Source organism: Sphaerochaeta halotolerans (assembly GCF_003429665.1).
GTDB lineage: Bacteria > Spirochaetota > Spirochaetia > Sphaerochaetales > Sphaerochaetaceae > Sphaerochaeta > Sphaerochaeta halotolerans.
In genome coordinates this window covers 25,585-41,176 of record NZ_QUWK01000001.1, presented here as the reverse complement: position 1 = coordinate 41,176, position 15,592 = coordinate 25,585, and the positions used below count along the sequence as shown (strand labels likewise).

The window sequence follows — 15,592 nt, the reverse complement described above, 5'->3', positions numbered from 1 at the left end:
TTAGCGGGTTGAAATAGTTTTCTGGGTGAGCTTGTCATCACGAACCACAATTTGCATCAGAGCCCAAACAGAGAGGACGATGACAATCAGGATGGTTGACAAGACGCTAGCGAGACCGAAGCGAAGATTTTCTGAGAAGTTGAAGATCAAAACGGTCAGGTGATTCCAGCGAGCCGAAATCAAGAAGATGATGGCACTGACAGCAGTCATGGACCGTACAAATGTGTAGGACATGCTGGACAGGAATGCCGGACGGATCAAGGGAAGTACAATTGTCCTGAAGACTGTGGGAACATCTGCACCCAGGTCCGCTGCGCTTTCCTCAATGGCCGGATCAATCTGGTGCAAGGCCGTAATACCATTCTCCAGTCCTACCGGCAGTTCGCGGATTATGTAGTTTATGACGATGATTGCTCCAGTTCCTACCAGCAATAGAGGTTGCCGGTTGAATGCCAGAATGTAACTGATACCAATCAAGGTTCCAGGAATGGCATAGGGAGTCATGATCAACATCTCAAGAATCCGTTTTCCTGGGAAGTTCTTTCTTACAATCAGCATTGCGGCAAGCATGGCAAGGAGTCCTGCTATCGGTGTCGCGATAGCTGCCAGGGTTACTGTATCACGGATGGATGTCCACCCACGAGCAAGTGCTTCGCCCCAGTTTGCTAATGTAAAGGAGTAATCAATACCCCAGTTTACCACGAAACACCCAGCAACGATGGTCAGGTAGAGTGAGGCAATGAAACCAAGGAAAATCCAAGAGAAGGTTTCCATGGTAATCCGTACTGGTTTGTTGGTAAGTTCGGTGAGGGTGGTGGATGGCTTTCCTGTTACTGTTACATAGCTCTTCTTTGCAACCCAGTTACGCTGTACCAAGAAGGCAGTGAGGGTCGGCATCAAGAGGATGAAGGAGAGTGCTGAACCAGCACCTAGGTTACTTCGACCGGTAACCAACATATATGCTTCTGTTGAAAGTACTCGGTAGTCACCACTCAGCAGCAAAGGGTTGGCAAAGTCAGCCAAGGAATTGGTGAACACCAACAACCAAGCTGAGAGAATACCAGGAACTGAAAGAGGAAGGGTAATCTCCTTAAATGTCTGCCATCTGGTGGCACTCAAGTCGAGGGAGGCATCCTCCACTGTAGAGTCAATCTGTCTCAACACTCCACTGATTGTCATAAACGCAATGGGGAACATTCCAATGACCTGTACAAGAGTCAACCCACCCAAACCATAGATGGAGGTATCTAGATGGAGCAATTGTTTACTGATGAGCCCATTGTTCCCGAACAACAGAATGATAGAGAGGGAGAGACTGAATGGAGGAGAAATGACGGGCATAGTTGCCATGGTGGTCATCAGTTTTTTTTGCTTAAATCTTGTCCGTTCGATCAAGAAGGCAAAGATAAACCCGACCAAGGTGGAAATAGTCGCCGTAAGAACACCCAGTCTGAGAGACCCCCATAATGCGACCAAGTAGGTTGGTGAGAGACTCTCTTTCCATGTCTGCAGGCTGAATACTCCATCTTTCATGAAGGAAAGCCTGATGGCCTCTATCAATGGGTAAGCGATAAAGACTATGACAATGCCAAACAATCCCAGTACCATGAAACCCGTCAATGGGTCGCGGGTAAAGGTAAGTACGAGGAGAATGCCCAAGAACACCACCGCAGCTGCAATGAACAGGGTTTTTAGCAGATTGCTGTATCCTGTTGCAGTGCTGGTTGGAACGAGGATCATTGCAGCTCCCGATACTTGATACCCTGTCTCATCCACAACGGGTACAAAGTACACCTGGCTCCTAATGGTATCCGCGCTAATCGTATCAGGATCAAGGCTGTAATCAGCTTGATAGGTTGATCCAAGTTTCATAGGCTCCAGATAATAGACACTCTCCATGGCTTTTTGGAAGTCAGGAGTGCTGTTATACGCTTGGAATAATGCTCTTGCGGTTTCAGACCCACTTTCTGCAATAAAGTTGAAGTTCTGCTCGTCAAATGCAAGGTAGAGTGCTCTAGCTCCTGGGATGATGTCTTTAACCGTTGGGACCCACTGGGCAAAATCCTGTGCGGTTCTTTCATCAGGAACTGTTTTCGCGAACAGCTCAATTTCATTAAAATTTCGCTCTGCTTCATATGCTCTGAAATCAGAAGAAAGCGTGCTGTACATCCAGAAATCAGCCAGCAGGAATATCAGCGCTGCAGTGCAGAACTGAAGGATGCGTTTTTTTGTAAACATCGATTCATTCCGTTGGAACTACACACCCTGCAAGAACTCTTGCAGGGTGGTAGGAAAAGCTAAATTACCACAGGTAATTATCTCTTGTTTCCAATCTCATTGGTCCAGCGATCAAGCAGACGGGTCTTGTTGACCTTATCACCATCCCAAACCATGTCTTGGTTGACAGTCTTAATCTCATCGATGGATAGGGCATCTGGATGTTTTGCAGCACCCTCAGCAACCAATACCACGTACCATTCAGTGAAGGTTTTCTGGGCTTTAGGACTGGAAAGTATCCAATCATACAGCTTCTTGGCGTTGACCGTATCGGGGCCACCCTTTATCAACGACATACTGGCGAGCTCATAACCGGTTCCTTCAGAGGGAGCGGTGATTACAATCGGAGAACCCGCTGCCTTGAGCTTGACCTGGTCATGTGCATATCCGATAGCAACAGGAATCTCACCGGTTGCAACACTCTTTCCAGGTGCACTTCCGCTCTTGGTGTATTGGTCGATATTCTTGTCCAGTTTCTTCATGTACTCAATCATCTTGTCCTCGGTTCCGAATACATCAAGAATGGTGGTCAAGGTGTTGTATGCTGTACCGGATGAGTTGGGGTTTGCCATGCGGATATAGCCCTTGTACTCAGGTTTGAGGAGATCTGCCCAGCTCTTTGGCGGCTCGATTCCGAGTTCTGCTGCACGATCAATGTTGGTCACGAACGTGAGAGGACCAACGTACAGACCAATGTAGAAGTTGTCCGGGTCACGGAACTGCTCAGGGGTCTTGGAAGTGTATCGGCTGACATAAGGAGTGGTCAGGCCTTTGCTCTTTGCAGTGATGTGGTCAAGACCTACGCCACCAACCCAGATAGAAGCTTGAGGATTGGATGCTTCAGCCTCGAGCCGAGCAACGGCCTCTCCACCACTGAGACGAACAAAGTTAACCTTGATGCCAGTCTCTTCTTCAAACAGCTGGAACAGTTTTGCGGCAAGGGGTTCCTCAAGCGTCGTATAGGCATTTACGCTTCCCGAAGATGCAGCAACAGGAGCTACAGTCTCACTTACAACAGGTGCAGGAGCACCTTCCTAGCCGCCCTGTGCAAACAGTGCAGGTACGACCATAACGAGAGCCAAAACCAAAGCAATTGTTTTTTTCATGCTTTCCTCCAAAATTTCGTATGATGTCCATACTGATAGGCGAAGAACAACGTACGTCTCATGCTACTTCCCAGAAGTTACTACAGTCAAGGTAATTAATTCCAACCTACAAATTGAATACAATATCAAAAAAACATTGCATGGTAATCAGTGCGGTTCAGGGTATAAAAGCCAAGTTTTTGGTACAAAGCAAAGGCAGGAGCGTTATTACTCTCAACTTCCAGTCTCACCAGAGCTGTCCTCTGGGTGAGGGTATTGAGGAGAGATATCATCATCTGGTATCCATATCCCCTTCTTCTGTAGTCCTTATGAATTCCAACAGCGTGGATCATTGCAACCTCATTGCAGAGGTAGTGTACATTCAATGTTCCTATCAGCACTCCTCCAACCCAATAGAGGTATACCTGACCATCTGGACGGGAGAGGAGAAAATGTAAATGTTGATGGCTGATCTCCTCCTCCTGTTCAAAAATCTCACTGAGGATCTTTACTGCAGCGTCTTTGGTTTGCATAGTAACCAGAGTGAGCGTACCTACATCTGTACTGCTGTTCCAGACATTGCTCTTCAGCTCCAATAGAAACTCACTACGTGCAATGGTTGGATAGCGTTTGCTGAGGTATTCCTCCCCACTTTGCGACCCCTTCTCTCTGATACAGAGAGCCTGAGTATATGTGGAGTGAGAAAAATGGGGAATGGCTGTATCAATAAGAGACGTCATGTATCCCCGTCTTCTCTGCTCTGGATGTGTAAAGCCGGTAAACTCAACTTCTTCTTTGGTAGGGAAAAAGGCCGTCAGGAAACTGACCAACTCTACTTCTTCGTACCCGAGAAAGAAGCATGGCTTCTCTGGCTCAACATTCATATCGTTGCCCAGAAACAGCTCTTGTTTGAGTGGTTCCTGTATGCAACAAAGGGCATACAGCGCTTCCATGTGTTGTTTCTGCTCAGTTGTAAGAACATTGCATTGTATGATGTTCATCAATACAAGTATCAAAGAAAAATGCCGGTACAGCTAGAGGGGTGTACCGGCATGGGACGTAAAAAGTTTGAAACTACGCCTTGATCAGGTGGATGGCGAAGCCGCTGAGCTCCTGCTCAAGGTAGCATACCTTGATGTTCCCCTTTGCATCACGGGCGATGGTCTCCTCGTTGACGGAGAAACCGAACGGGGAGAGGTAGGCGAGGGTGCGCTCGATGTTGAAGCACCTGAAACCGATGTGGCCCATCTTTCCAAGGTACTGCTTTGGCAACACCTCGATGGTGGAGTCCAGGAAAGTGGAACTGTTTCCACTTTTCTTCACCATGCCCAGCGCCTCGAGTCCCCTGATGGTCTTCTCAGCTTCCTCGGCACGCTCGTTGTTGATGCCCATGTGGGCGAACTCCAGTCCCTGGAGGGTGCGTACCGCCTCCCTGCTCAAGGCTGTGATGGCCTGCCAGTCCTCGGCCTCGATGAGGTCGGCCTTGACCATCCAGGACCCGCCGACGGCCAGGACGTTGGGTTGCCTGGCATAGCTGGCGAGGTTCGCTGTGCTGATGCCACCGGTGGGCATGAAGCTCAGGTTCGGGAAGGGACCTGCGAAGTTCCTCAGCATGTCCACCCCTCCGCTCACCTCGGCGGGGAAGAACTTGAGGGTGGTCAGTCCTCGGCTGATGCCCGCCTCGATGTCGCTGGGAGTGCATACCCCCGGTACGATGGGCACGCCCTGCTCAAGTGCCCAGTCCACCACGGAGGGGTTGAAGCCGGGGGAGACGAGGAACTTTGCCCCGGCGTCCACGGCCTTCTTTGCGTATTCAAGGTTGGTCACCGTGCCGGCACCCACGAGCATCTCGGGGTATGCCTTACAGATGCGCTTGATTGCCTCCTCTGCTGCTGCGGTGCGGAAGGTCACCTCTGCACAGGGCAGACCTCCTGCAATCAGGGCCCCGGCAAGGCCTTCGGCCTTACCCGCGTCATCTATCTTTACCACCGGTACCAGGCCGATCGTATGGATTTGTTCAAACAGTGCTTCATGCATAGGGGTTGCTCCTTCTTAGAAATTCCAATTATGAAACGATGTTTCAAAATATCATTGACAGACTCAAGCATACCTTCTATGATTTGAAATATCAAGAGAATAGTACTGTTCCTGTATAAAAATATTGAGGAGACTTCTATGGGTAATAAATATGTGACATTTGGCGAGATTATGTTGAGACTCAAGTCCCCTGGGCATGAACGTTTCTTTCAATCTCCCGCTTTGGAAGCCACTTTTGGTGGAGGAGAGGCCAATGTCGCCGTCTCCCTCTCGTTGCTCGGCAAGGATTCTCGGTTTGTGACTGCACTTCCAGCCAATGCTATTGGGGAGGCTGCTGCACGCGAAGTTCGCAAGTACGGTGTAGACACCTCAGCCATCAAGATGACCAAAGGTGGTCGAGTTGGTATCTATTTCCTGGAAACTGGAGCAAACCAGAGACCCAGTAGTGTTGTGTATGATCGCGCAGAGAGCTCCATTGCTCTCAGCAAACCATCAGATTTCGATTTCAAGGCAATTCTAGCCGATGCAGAATGGTTCCATATTACCGGTATCACCCCGGCTATCAGCCAGAATGCAGCCGATAGCAGTCTTGCAGCAATGCAGGCAGCAAAGAAAGCCGGAGCTACGGTATCCATCGATCTGAACTACCGCAAGAAACTCTGGAACTATGGGAAGAAAGCTCCTGAGGTAATGCGGGAGTTGGTCAAATTTGCTGATGTCATCATCGCTAATGAGGAAGATATCCAGAAGTGTTTGGGAATCGAGGCCAAGGTGGATGTTGCCAGCGGTGAGTTGGATACAGATGTCTACAAGGAGCTTACCGAAGAGGTGAAGCATCAGTTCCCGAATGTTTCGGTGGTTGCTGTCACACTCAGGGAGAGTAAGAGTGCCGACCACAACGGCTGGAGTGCAGCGCTCAGCGGTAAAAGTGGTTTCTACCTTTCCAAACACTATGAGATTACTGATATCATTGACCGTGTCGGTGGCGGGGACTCTTTCTCTGCAGGTCTGATCTTCGCACTCAGCGAGTATGGGGATGATGAGCAGTATGCCATCAACTTTGCAGCCGCAGCCTCTGCCTTGAAGCACTCCATAGAAGGGGACTTCAACCTCAGCACCAAAGCAGAGGTCGAGGCACTCTGCAAGGGAGATGGAAGTGGCCGCGTACAGCGGTAACCACATGCAGCTATGAAAAACAGAGGGAGCAAGCTTTTCGAAGGTTGCTCCTCTTTCTTTACCAAACCTTTACCTTGTGTTCTTATAGCGTAAACAGTGTATCCCTATACTTTGCTCAACGACAAACAAAGGGGTCAATTATGCGTAAAACACTCATACTTTCCGTGATCTTCGTAGTGGCAATGGGAGTCACCCTCTCTGCTCAACCCATGAACGAACAGCAGGTTCAAAATGAGGCAATGGTAGAAACTTCCGTAACGCAAGGGTTACTCTATATGGTAGAAGAAGAGAAGCTTGCCAGAGATGTATACCTTGCGCTGTATGAAATGTGGGGGAATCGTGTATTCCTCAACATCGCAAAAGCAGAGCAGCAGCACATGGATGAGGTTTCTGCAGTCCTGCATGACAAGGAGATGGATAATCCTGTTGAAACCTCTGAGATTGGGGTCTTCCACAACGCCGAAATTGCGAAACTCTATGACAGTCTGGTTGCGCAAGGCAGTACATCCATTGAAGAGGCTTTTATGGTAGGAGCCCTTATAGAGGATCTCGATATCCATGACTTGCAACGCTCCATTGAGGCGACGGATGATGAAGTGGAAATCTGGGTATACAACAATCTGCTGAGAGGTTCAGAGAACCACATGCGTGCATTCGTAAGGCAGCTGGGCAGATATGGGCTGGACTACACAGCTCGCTATATCAGTGATACCGAACTTTCCTTAATCCTTACACGACGCTGAGCAACTTCTGCATTCCTGGGAAAGATGAACAACTCCTCGGTTGCCAAGGATAGCTTGGTGACTGAGAATTCTGTTCCTTCAGTACGTATCTTCCAAGGTGGAGAGGTCTACACAGTCACCTTTACCGAAGTATTCATACTCTGCTGGTTTTGATAAGAAGAAAGCACTGTTGTCAAATGGAACTTCCAGTAGTTTTGCCATCTTGCCAAGGAATTCGGGAAGGGCGGCCGTTGTTCCAACCAGGGAGTAACGAGCTTCGGGACAGAGAGCCAGGATATCCTTGTTGACGTTCAACCCCTCACGGATTTCAGGTCATTGGTAAACTTTCGTTTGCAGATTCCTCCTGCGTTTCGTAATAGCCACTCTCTTTTTAGAAATCCATCGATTGCCACTATATAGTTGGCACGATGAGGGAAGATGGCTGCTGTAGTTGATGAAGGCCATATGAGTGAAAAGGGGGCTTGATTCCTTCCATCCTGTCATTATGCAGCGTGTAGGGACAAGAGTAAAAACGATAGCCATTGGATAAGTACCATGAATTTTGTATAGTGCAATCATGAAACACACAACCCTGTATGAACTGGCCAAGGCCTATCAAGATGCTTCTATTGATTCCGTTTTTTCTGAGAACGACCTAATCTGTATTCTATCTGAGGAACAGATTCCCTATTACGTATCGGTGGTTGATTCGGCATTCGCTGCCTATCGGGGAGAAAAGGGCCTGACAGGGTACCTTGCGCTTTCCTTGCAGGAAGAAAGCGCGTCGGAGATGGAAATTATGGATCTCCAAGAGGCACAGGAGTGCTTGCTCTCCATCATGCGAACGGAAAGAGACAATCTGGAAGAAAGTGATCTCAAGGCAATTGAAGAGAGCGGGGTGTCTTTCACTGAAGGCTCCTATCCTCAATTCAGAATCAAGGAGCAGTACAAGGTTCCCTGGTACATCAGCGAACAGGAGGAGAAGGATTTGATTCTTATCCTTCAAGGACTGTTGTTTGCAAAGGAGTATTTTGCATCCTATAAGAAAACCCGGAAGACCAACACCTTTTCTTTCTGGCTCGATTCTCTCAAACTGGAAGAGACAGAGAAGAAGGAATACATACCCACGTTGGAGAAGAAGGGTGATAGTTTTGAGGTTAGTGCACGTGTATTGCAAGATGAAGCCTATGGGTTCTACTACCCCCACGCATTTTTCACCAATGAAGAACGTCAACTGCAATATAAGAGAATGCGGGCAAAATCGGGGAAGATCTTGGCACTGGCTATTGGTATGATGGCCGAGCCCATGCTTCCTGGTGAAGGCGATAGGCCACTCTATCCATTCTATAGCCTTGCCTATGACCCCCAATCTCATCAGGTCCTGGATGTCTTCTTGGTTGAGGACTACGAGAGGGAACATGGGAAAATAGTCAGTCGTTTGCTTGAACTGTTTGAAAAAGAAGGTAAACCACAGGCAATCCACTGTTATGGGAAGCGGACCCTTCCGCTGCTATCAGAACTGGGCAAGCAGATTGGCATCATGGTGGTCATGGGAAATCAGCAGCAAGAGATGGATACCCTGATTCAGGATATGTTTAGGGAACTGTATGAGATTCCTCACGACCACGACCATCATCATCATCATCATGAAGAATAGGTAATCAGGCATCTCCTCGCTTGGGGACGATACAGATGAACACAAATTGTTTTTCCCCTGCATTGGAAATTTGGTGGTCGATCTCTTCTGGCACATAGGCTACCGATCCACTGGTGAGGGGATACACTTTTCCATCCATGAAGAGATTTCCTTCCCCTTCCACTGCAAAGATGACATGTTGCCAGGGATGGGAATGATGAGGGGCCTTTCCATTCCTTTCCAAGGTGAAAAGGCGCATTACATAGTCTTCCCAACCTTGGTCAGGGCCAATGAGAATCTGCTTGATAACCTTATCCGCTATTTGCTTTTTTTCAATCTCATCACGATGTGATACAAACATACCATCTCCTATTTCCCTTGTAATCGTTCCATCACCCAATCAGTACGCATGCCACTCTCTCCCGTACTGGGACAGTGGCCTTTCCCCAACAACTCATCGGTGATGGTCTGGATCAAAGGTTGTGCAATATGTTCAGGAGGTTCTGGAACCTCAAAGACCTGTGTTTCTGTGGCTGTCTCGAGGGTTATCGGTTTTCCGACATCCAGCACTGAGTAGGAGAGAATCCCTTTGCTGCCGAAGATGGTGGTGGTATCCTCATCCTTGCAGGTGTTGAAACACCAGATGCCCGTACCACATACTCCACGCTCCGTCCTGAAACTCCCGTGGACAATATCATCAGCTTCATACGTTTTACTCTGGTTTCTCCCTTCCCCTGTTGCCTCGACAATGGGGCCAAAATAAAAATCAACCAAATCAAGGGAGTGGGAACCAACATCGAGTAGCAGAGAGCCTCCGCTCATTTCTGGTTGTACTCTCCATCTTCCATTTCCCACTTTGTCTTCTGGTTTGATGGTTTGTAGCATTTCCACATGGACTGCCCTGATCTCTCCGAGCTTTCCACTGTCAATCATCTCTTTGATCATGAGGTATTTTGGGAGTGCTCTGCGATAGTACGCACTGAAAAAGGGAATGGAGTGTAGTTTACAATACTCAACCATCTCCTTGCTTTGTGCATAGGATACTCCCAAAGGTTTTTCGCAATAAACAGGTTTCCCTTTTGAAGCAGCGAGAAGCGTATAGTAATGGTGTGTATCAGGATGGGTTGCAATGTAGATTGCATCCACCTGTGGATCCTCAATAAGCTTGAGTGCGTCATCATACCAGGTTGGAACACCATGGCGTTTTGCATAATCTGCTGCCTTTTCAGCATTTCGCCTCATGACAGCAACAAGAGAAGCCCCTTCTGCCTTCTGGAATCCAGGACCACTCTTCACTTCAGTTACATTGCCACACCCAATAATACCCCATCGAATTTGTTGCATGGATTGCTCCTTTTTCCTCTATGATAGCCCATGGGAAGGGAAAAAACATCCCCGGATTGTTTTTCTACTCAGTGCCTTCCCAACCCAGGAGGTGAGAGAGGCTGGTACATGCCTCAAGGATTGATTTGGTGATACGTTCCTGTTCCTCCGGATTGAAACGGAATAAAGGCCAGGAGACACTCATCGCAGCAACCACCTTCCCTGAATAGTCCTTGATGGGAGAGCCTATGCAGAGCGTGCCCATTTCGTGCTCTTCATTATCGCTTGCCCAGCCTTGTTCACGGATTTGCTGTAATTCCTGCTTCAATACCTCACTATTGGTTATCGTGTTGGGGGTGAATGGTTTCATCTTGACAGTGGAGAGGTATTCATCAAGGGTGTCTTGAGGCATATCACTGAGCAGAACCTTCCCGATTGCTGTGCAGTACAAGGGGATTGCCTTGCCTACACGGGAATGCATTCGGATGGTGAAAGAGGACTCCTTTTTCAGGACATAGACGGCCTTGTCCTCCTCCAGAACGCCCATATGCACCGTCTCGCCCAGCTCATCACAGAGCTGTTGGGCGACAGGGTTTGCCACATGAATCAGATCAATATGCTCTAGTCCATGGGATCCTACAGAGAACATCTTCAGCGTAAGGCTGTAGAGGTCTGTATTATCCCGGTAGACATAACCCAAGTTGACCAGGGTGGAAAGAAACCTGAGCAGGGTTGCTTTTGGCAAACCGGTCTCCTTGGAGAGTTGTTCCAGATTGATACTCTGATGTTTTGACAATGTCTCCAAGATGACGATGGTTCTAATCACTCCACTGGTTTGTTGTTTCTCTCCTGCTGGATTGGTTTTCTTCCCCATGACATCAACCCTCAAAGTAGGCTTTTGCATTACCAAAGGAGATGTTTTCAACCACCTTTCCCAGCATTTCCATGTCGTAGGGAACTTCCCCTTCTTCTGCCCAATTCCCAAGTATGTTACAAAGAATACGTCTGAAATATTCGTGGCGGGAGTAGGAGAGGAAGGACCGACTGTCGGTAAGCATTCCAATGAAGCGAGGGAGCAGACCCACATTGCCCAAGAGCTTCATCTGTTCCTCCATACCATCCTTGTGGTCAGCAAACCACCAAGCAGATCCGAGTTGCATTTTTCCTGGGATCCCATCCTGATAGCAGCCCATCAAGGTTGCCAAGGAGTAGTAGTCTTTCGGGTTGAGCGAATAGAGAATGGTCTTGGGGACCTCCCCGGTGGCAGAGAGATTGTTCAGGAAGGCAGAAAGACCTTCAGCAAGATTCTTGTCATGGGAAGCATCAAAGCCGGTATCAGGGCCGAGTTTCTTATACATCAAGCTGTTGTTGTCCCTGATGGCTGCAAAATGCAGTTGCATGGCGATGTTCCGTTTTGCATACGCTTTTGCAAGATGAGTTAGTACAAAGGTCTTGTAGGCTTCCACTTCTTCATGGTTCAGGCACTTTCCATTCATCTTCTTTGCAAAGATCTCGTTCACTTCCCTCTCGCTCTTGAATACAGCAGGAGCAGTAACCAGTGCATGATCACTTGCTTTACATCCCAAACTGACAAAGAAGTCCAGACGGCTGATTAAGATTTCAATGACATCAGCCACCAAAGTGATAGACTTCCCGGAAACAGTCTCCAAGGATTCCATATAGGCAGAGAACGTTTCTTTCTCAATATTCAGTGCTTTGTCAGGACGGAAAGAAGGGATTACCGTGGCAGGGACTTCCTTCTGGGAGGCAATCTGCTTGTGGTAGGCCAAATCATCAGCAGGGTCATCGGTAGTTCCTACCGCATAGACCTTGAACTGCTTCATGATACCTGTGACTGAAAGGTTCTCATTTTCCTTGAACTGTCGGTTTGCCTCTTCATAGATTGCCTTTGCATTCTTGGTGTTGAGTACCTCATGGATGCCAAAATACCTCTGCAATTCGAGATGGGTCCAGTGGTAGAGTGGGTTACCCAAGGCATTTTCCATAGTGCCTGCCCATGCCAGGAATTTCTCATAGGGATCTACATCCTTTCCGGTAACCAGTTCCTCTGGGACTCCATTGGCACGCATGGCGCGCCACTTGTAGTGGTCTCCTCCGAGCCATGCATCGGTAATGGTTGAGAACTTTTTGTTCTCTGCTATTTCTTTTGGGTCGAGATGGCAGTGATAATCGTAGATCATCTGGTCTTTTGCATACTCATGATACAGCTTCTGGGCTGTCTTCGTTTGTAGTAGAAAATGTTCGTCCATGAATTGTTTCATAATCGTTCTCCTTTTCTCGTGTTCTAGAGGATAACTCCATCCTTGAACAACGATATCTCTGCATACCCATTCTCTTCGTTCCTCGTCTTCTTTTCACCACTGGCAACTGCCTGGATGAGGGAGAGAAAATCGGAGAGCACTACTTCATTATCTTCTGCCAAGAGCCTTCCTGCATCAAAATCAATCCAGTTAGGCTTCTTTGCAGCCAAAGCACTATTACTGGAAATCTTTACGGTGGGAACCGGAGCTCCGAGTGGGGTCCCTCTTCCCGTGGTAAAGAGAATGATATGGGCACCTGTGGCTGTGAGAGCCGTGGTGGAGACAATATCATTGCCTGGACCAGAGAGAAGGTTCAAACCTCTTCTTGATACCTGTTGCCCATAGGCAAGGACATCGGTAATGATAGCCTCTCCACCTTTCTGGATGCATCCAAGGCTCTTGTCTTCCAAGGTTGAGATTCCTCCCGCCTTGTTTCCCGGGGAGGGATTCTCATATACCACTTGCTCATGCTTGATGAAGTACTGTTTGAAGTCATCGATCAAGCGTACGGTCTGTTCATAGATCTTTTCATCCTGGCAGCGGTTCATCAACAGCTGTTCTGCCCCGAACATTTCAGGAACCTCGGTAAGAATTCCTGTTCCTCCCATGGCTGTCAAAGCATCGCAGAAACGACCTACCAACGGATTGGCAGTTATGCCACTGAGGCCATCAGAGCCACCGCACTTGAAACCCACGATGAGGTTGTCCATCCCCACCGGTTCCCTTCGGTCTCTCTGCATGGCCTTATGGAGTGCTGTCAGGAGTTTCTTGCTCTCTTCAATTTCATCACTCACGTCTTGGGAGGTAAGAAACTTCACTCTCTCAGAATCAACTGCTCCTACCAGTTCCTTGAAGGATTCTGGGGTGTTGTTCTCACAACCGAGAGCGAGTACCAATACACCTCCTGCATTGGGGTGGTGAACCAAGTCAGAGAGGATGGTCCTTGTTGCCTCATGGTCATCGCCAAGTTGACTGCATCCATAGGGGTGGTTCCATACATGGATCCCATCATAGAATTCACTGGTGGGGAAGGTCTTGTTGGCCCATGAGACCAGTGTTTCTGCTATCTTGTTCACACAACCGACGGTAGGTACGATCCAAAGCTCATTTCTGATGCCGATCTTTCCATTGGCTCGTCGATAGGCTTGGATTGTAGGGGTTTTGTCAGCCCAGAAGGCTTTCCGTTTCTCAGCTTTCTCTTTGAATTGAGACGCAAGGACTTTGTTGTAGTGGTAGCCAGCCGATTCACAGAGCAGTGTCTTGATATTGCTTCCATGGACATGCTCTCCTTTTGAAATATGCTGTTTTGCCACCCCAATGGGTGCCCCATACTTGATGACAGGCTCTCCTTCTGCAATATCCTTGATGGCAAACTTGTGTCCAGAAGGAATATCCATCGCCAAGGGGATATCCTTTCCCTGTACCTGGATCACTTCCCCCTTGCCCAGGGGGGCGATTGCAACGGCTACCACATCATCTGGGTGGATTGTAACAAATTTGCATTGCTCCATACGTACTCCTACAGTGCCTGCATGGCTTTTTGCATGCCGACCGTCCAGATTGCCCTCAGGTTCTTTTCTACCTCATGTTGTAAACCTTCAATCTGGGTGAGATCCTGTCCCCACCAGTCAAAATTGGAGAGTACTGCTTTGCTCAGGCGCTCAGCTTTGGCTTCAGCATTTCCTCCTTCCTTGTAGAGGCCTGCGAAGAATTCCAATATGTCCTGGCTGTCTTGGATGAGATAGGTCTCGCCATCCCGCTCTCCCTTCAAGGCACTTCCTTCATACTCAGTTCCCTCATAGAAGCTGATCAAGGCTGAGAGAGCAAAGACCAGACGTTTGGGAAGAAATCCCCTCTTGTTGATAAATCCGAGTAAACTGGGAAGATTGCGGGTTTTGAACTTTGAGACAGAGTTGAGTGAAATGGAAAGCAGCTGATGTGGGTTGTATGGGTTCTCAAACCGTTCCAGCACATCGTTTGCATATGCTTCCAGCTCCTCCTTCGAGCCATCCATCGAAGGGATGATTTCCTCAAAGATTCCTCCGTGCATGAATGGGTACAACAGCTTTTTGTCTGCAATACAGTCCTGGACGGTGTCATGCCCTGCCTTGTAGGCGGCAAGTACACTCATGGTATGAGCTCCGTTGAGGATACGTACCTTCCGGGTTCTATAGAAACTCATATCGTCGGTCCATATGACATTCAGCCCTGCCTTGCCAAAGGGAAGTTCATCTTCATGGAACTCCTTGTGGCACTCAATGACCCAGAGATGGAAAATTTCTGCAGAATCAAGAAGATTGTCCTGATACCCAATTTTTTCGCATAATTGTGTTGCTTCTGCGCGGGGATAGCCAGGAACGATGCGGTCAACAAGTGAATTGCAGAAGTCACAAGCTTCATCAAGCCAGTTCATGAAGCCTTCTTCCAGATTCCACTCTTTTGCATACTGTTTTACGATTCGTTTCAAGTTGTCACCGTTCTTGTCGATAAGTTCGACCGGGATGACGATGATGCCCTTGTCTTTTGCGCCATCAAAAGCTTTGTAGCGCTTGTAGAGGAATGCACATACCTTTGCAGGGAAGGCGGCTTGGGGGGCATCCTCCAGGGTATTCCCCTCACTGTAGGCAATACCTGCCTCAGTGGTATTGGAGACGATGAACCTCAAGTCTTCACTTTCTGCGAGCTTTAGGTATTCGGCGTAGTCTTCCTTCTTGTATGGATTCAAACAACGGCTTACGCTGGTGATGGTACGGAATTCCTCGACGGTCTTTCCTCCCTGAACACCTCTTAGGACGGTGGTGTAGAGACCTTTCTGGTCGTTGATCATATCACTCAGCCCTCTTTCAAGCGGTTGGACGATGACCACATTGCCATTAAAGTCAGTCTTCTCATTGAGGATGTCGATCATCCAATCAACAAAAGCGCGGAGAAAATTTCCTTCTCCGAACTGGAGGACCTTCTCCTTCCTAGCAATTGTCTTCGTTGTTTCTGTGATTGATTGCATGGATGTAGCTC

General features: G+C 48.3%; 13 protein-coding genes and 1 pseudogene. 3 read left to right on the top strand and 11 right to left on the bottom strand.

Annotated elements, in window-relative coordinates; genetic code table 11:
• The 4 genes and pseudogenes from DYP60_RS00175 to DYP60_RS00160 form a co-directional block, all read right to left on the bottom strand.
• Window positions 1–2,238: an ABC transporter permease gene (locus tag DYP60_RS00175; protein WP_117328858.1), complete on the bottom strand. Its 2,238-nt coding sequence runs from the start codon at window positions 2,236–2,238 to the stop codon at window positions 1–3.
• A 77-nt stretch (window positions 2,239–2,315) separates the two neighbouring features.
• Window positions 2,316–3,233: pseudogene (locus DYP60_RS00170) on the bottom strand (ABC transporter substrate-binding protein); the annotation flags it as partial.
• 275 nt (window positions 3,234–3,508) lie between these two features.
• A complete protein-coding gene (locus DYP60_RS00165) occupies window positions 3,509–4,363 on the bottom strand; it encodes a GNAT family N-acetyltransferase (RefSeq protein WP_117328857.1) in 855 nt (284 codons plus the stop codon).
• A gap of 73 nt (window positions 4,364–4,436) precedes the next feature.
• Window positions 4,437–5,399 (bottom strand): bifunctional 4-hydroxy-2-oxoglutarate aldolase/2-dehydro-3-deoxy-phosphogluconate aldolase, encoded by a 963-nt coding sequence (locus DYP60_RS00160; protein WP_117328856.1) that lies wholly within the window; start codon window positions 5,397–5,399, stop codon window positions 4,437–4,439.
• Window positions 5,400–5,537: 138 nt separating this feature from the next.
• Here DYP60_RS00160 and DYP60_RS00155 point away from each other — a divergent pair, with 138 nt between their 5' ends.
• Entirely contained in the window at window positions 5,538–6,575 is a 1,038-nt protein-coding gene (locus DYP60_RS00155) for a sugar kinase (protein ID WP_117328855.1), read from the top strand.
• A 140-nt stretch (window positions 6,576–6,715) separates the two neighbouring features.
• Window positions 6,716–7,318, top strand: coding sequence for a DUF2202 domain-containing protein (locus tag DYP60_RS00150; RefSeq protein ID WP_117328854.1), 603 nt, complete (start codon window positions 6,716–6,718; stop codon window positions 7,316–7,318).
• A 78-nt stretch (window positions 7,319–7,396) separates the two neighbouring features.
• On the opposite strand, the gene DYP60_RS14405 is transcribed toward DYP60_RS00150, so the two are convergent.
• The gene (locus DYP60_RS14405) at window positions 7,397–7,612 is read right to left on the bottom strand and encodes a hypothetical protein (protein ID WP_206363080.1); all 216 of its coding nucleotides are present in this window, start codon (window positions 7,610–7,612) and stop codon (window positions 7,397–7,399) included.
• 262 nt (window positions 7,613–7,874) lie between these two features.
• Here DYP60_RS14405 and DYP60_RS00140 point away from each other — a divergent pair, with 262 nt between their 5' ends.
• The gene (locus DYP60_RS00140) at window positions 7,875–8,954 is read left to right on the top strand and encodes a DUF6930 domain-containing protein (RefSeq protein ID WP_117328853.1); all 1,080 of its coding nucleotides are present in this window, start codon (window positions 7,875–7,877) and stop codon (window positions 8,952–8,954) included.
• Between the two features lie 4 nt (window positions 8,955–8,958).
• Here DYP60_RS00140 and DYP60_RS00135 read toward each other — a convergent pair whose 3' ends face one another.
• From DYP60_RS00135 to DYP60_RS00110, 6 genes are all read right to left on the bottom strand, one after another.
• Window positions 8,959–9,294 carry a cupin domain-containing protein gene (locus tag DYP60_RS00135; protein WP_117328852.1) on the bottom strand — a complete coding sequence of 112 codons (336 nt, stop codon included), beginning with the start codon at window positions 9,292–9,294 and terminating at the stop codon, window positions 8,959–8,961.
• Window positions 9,295–9,302: 8 nt separating this feature from the next.
• Window positions 9,303–10,277 (bottom strand): Gfo/Idh/MocA family protein, encoded by a 975-nt coding sequence (locus tag DYP60_RS00130; RefSeq protein ID WP_117328851.1) that lies wholly within the window; start codon window positions 10,275–10,277, stop codon window positions 9,303–9,305.
• A 64-nt stretch (window positions 10,278–10,341) separates the two neighbouring features.
• Window positions 10,342–11,160 (bottom strand): IclR family transcriptional regulator, encoded by an 819-nt coding sequence (locus tag DYP60_RS00125; protein WP_117328850.1) that lies wholly within the window; start codon window positions 11,158–11,160, stop codon window positions 10,342–10,344.
• Complete coding sequence (gene uxaC, locus DYP60_RS00120) at window positions 11,135–12,538, bottom strand: glucuronate isomerase (protein WP_117328849.1); 1,404 nt, start codon at window positions 12,536–12,538, stop codon at window positions 11,135–11,137. Before uxaC ends, DYP60_RS00125 begins: the two co-directional genes overlap by 26 nt.
• A 23-nt stretch (window positions 12,539–12,561) precedes the next feature.
• Window positions 12,562–14,088, bottom strand: coding sequence for a UxaA family hydrolase (locus tag DYP60_RS00115; protein WP_117328848.1), 1,527 nt, complete (start codon window positions 14,086–14,088; stop codon window positions 12,562–12,564).
• A gap of 8 nt (window positions 14,089–14,096) precedes the next feature.
• The gene (locus DYP60_RS00110) at window positions 14,097–15,581 is read right to left on the bottom strand and encodes a tagaturonate reductase (protein ID WP_117328847.1); all 1,485 of its coding nucleotides are present in this window, start codon (window positions 15,579–15,581) and stop codon (window positions 14,097–14,099) included.
• Window positions 15,582–15,592 lie beyond the last annotated feature (11 nt).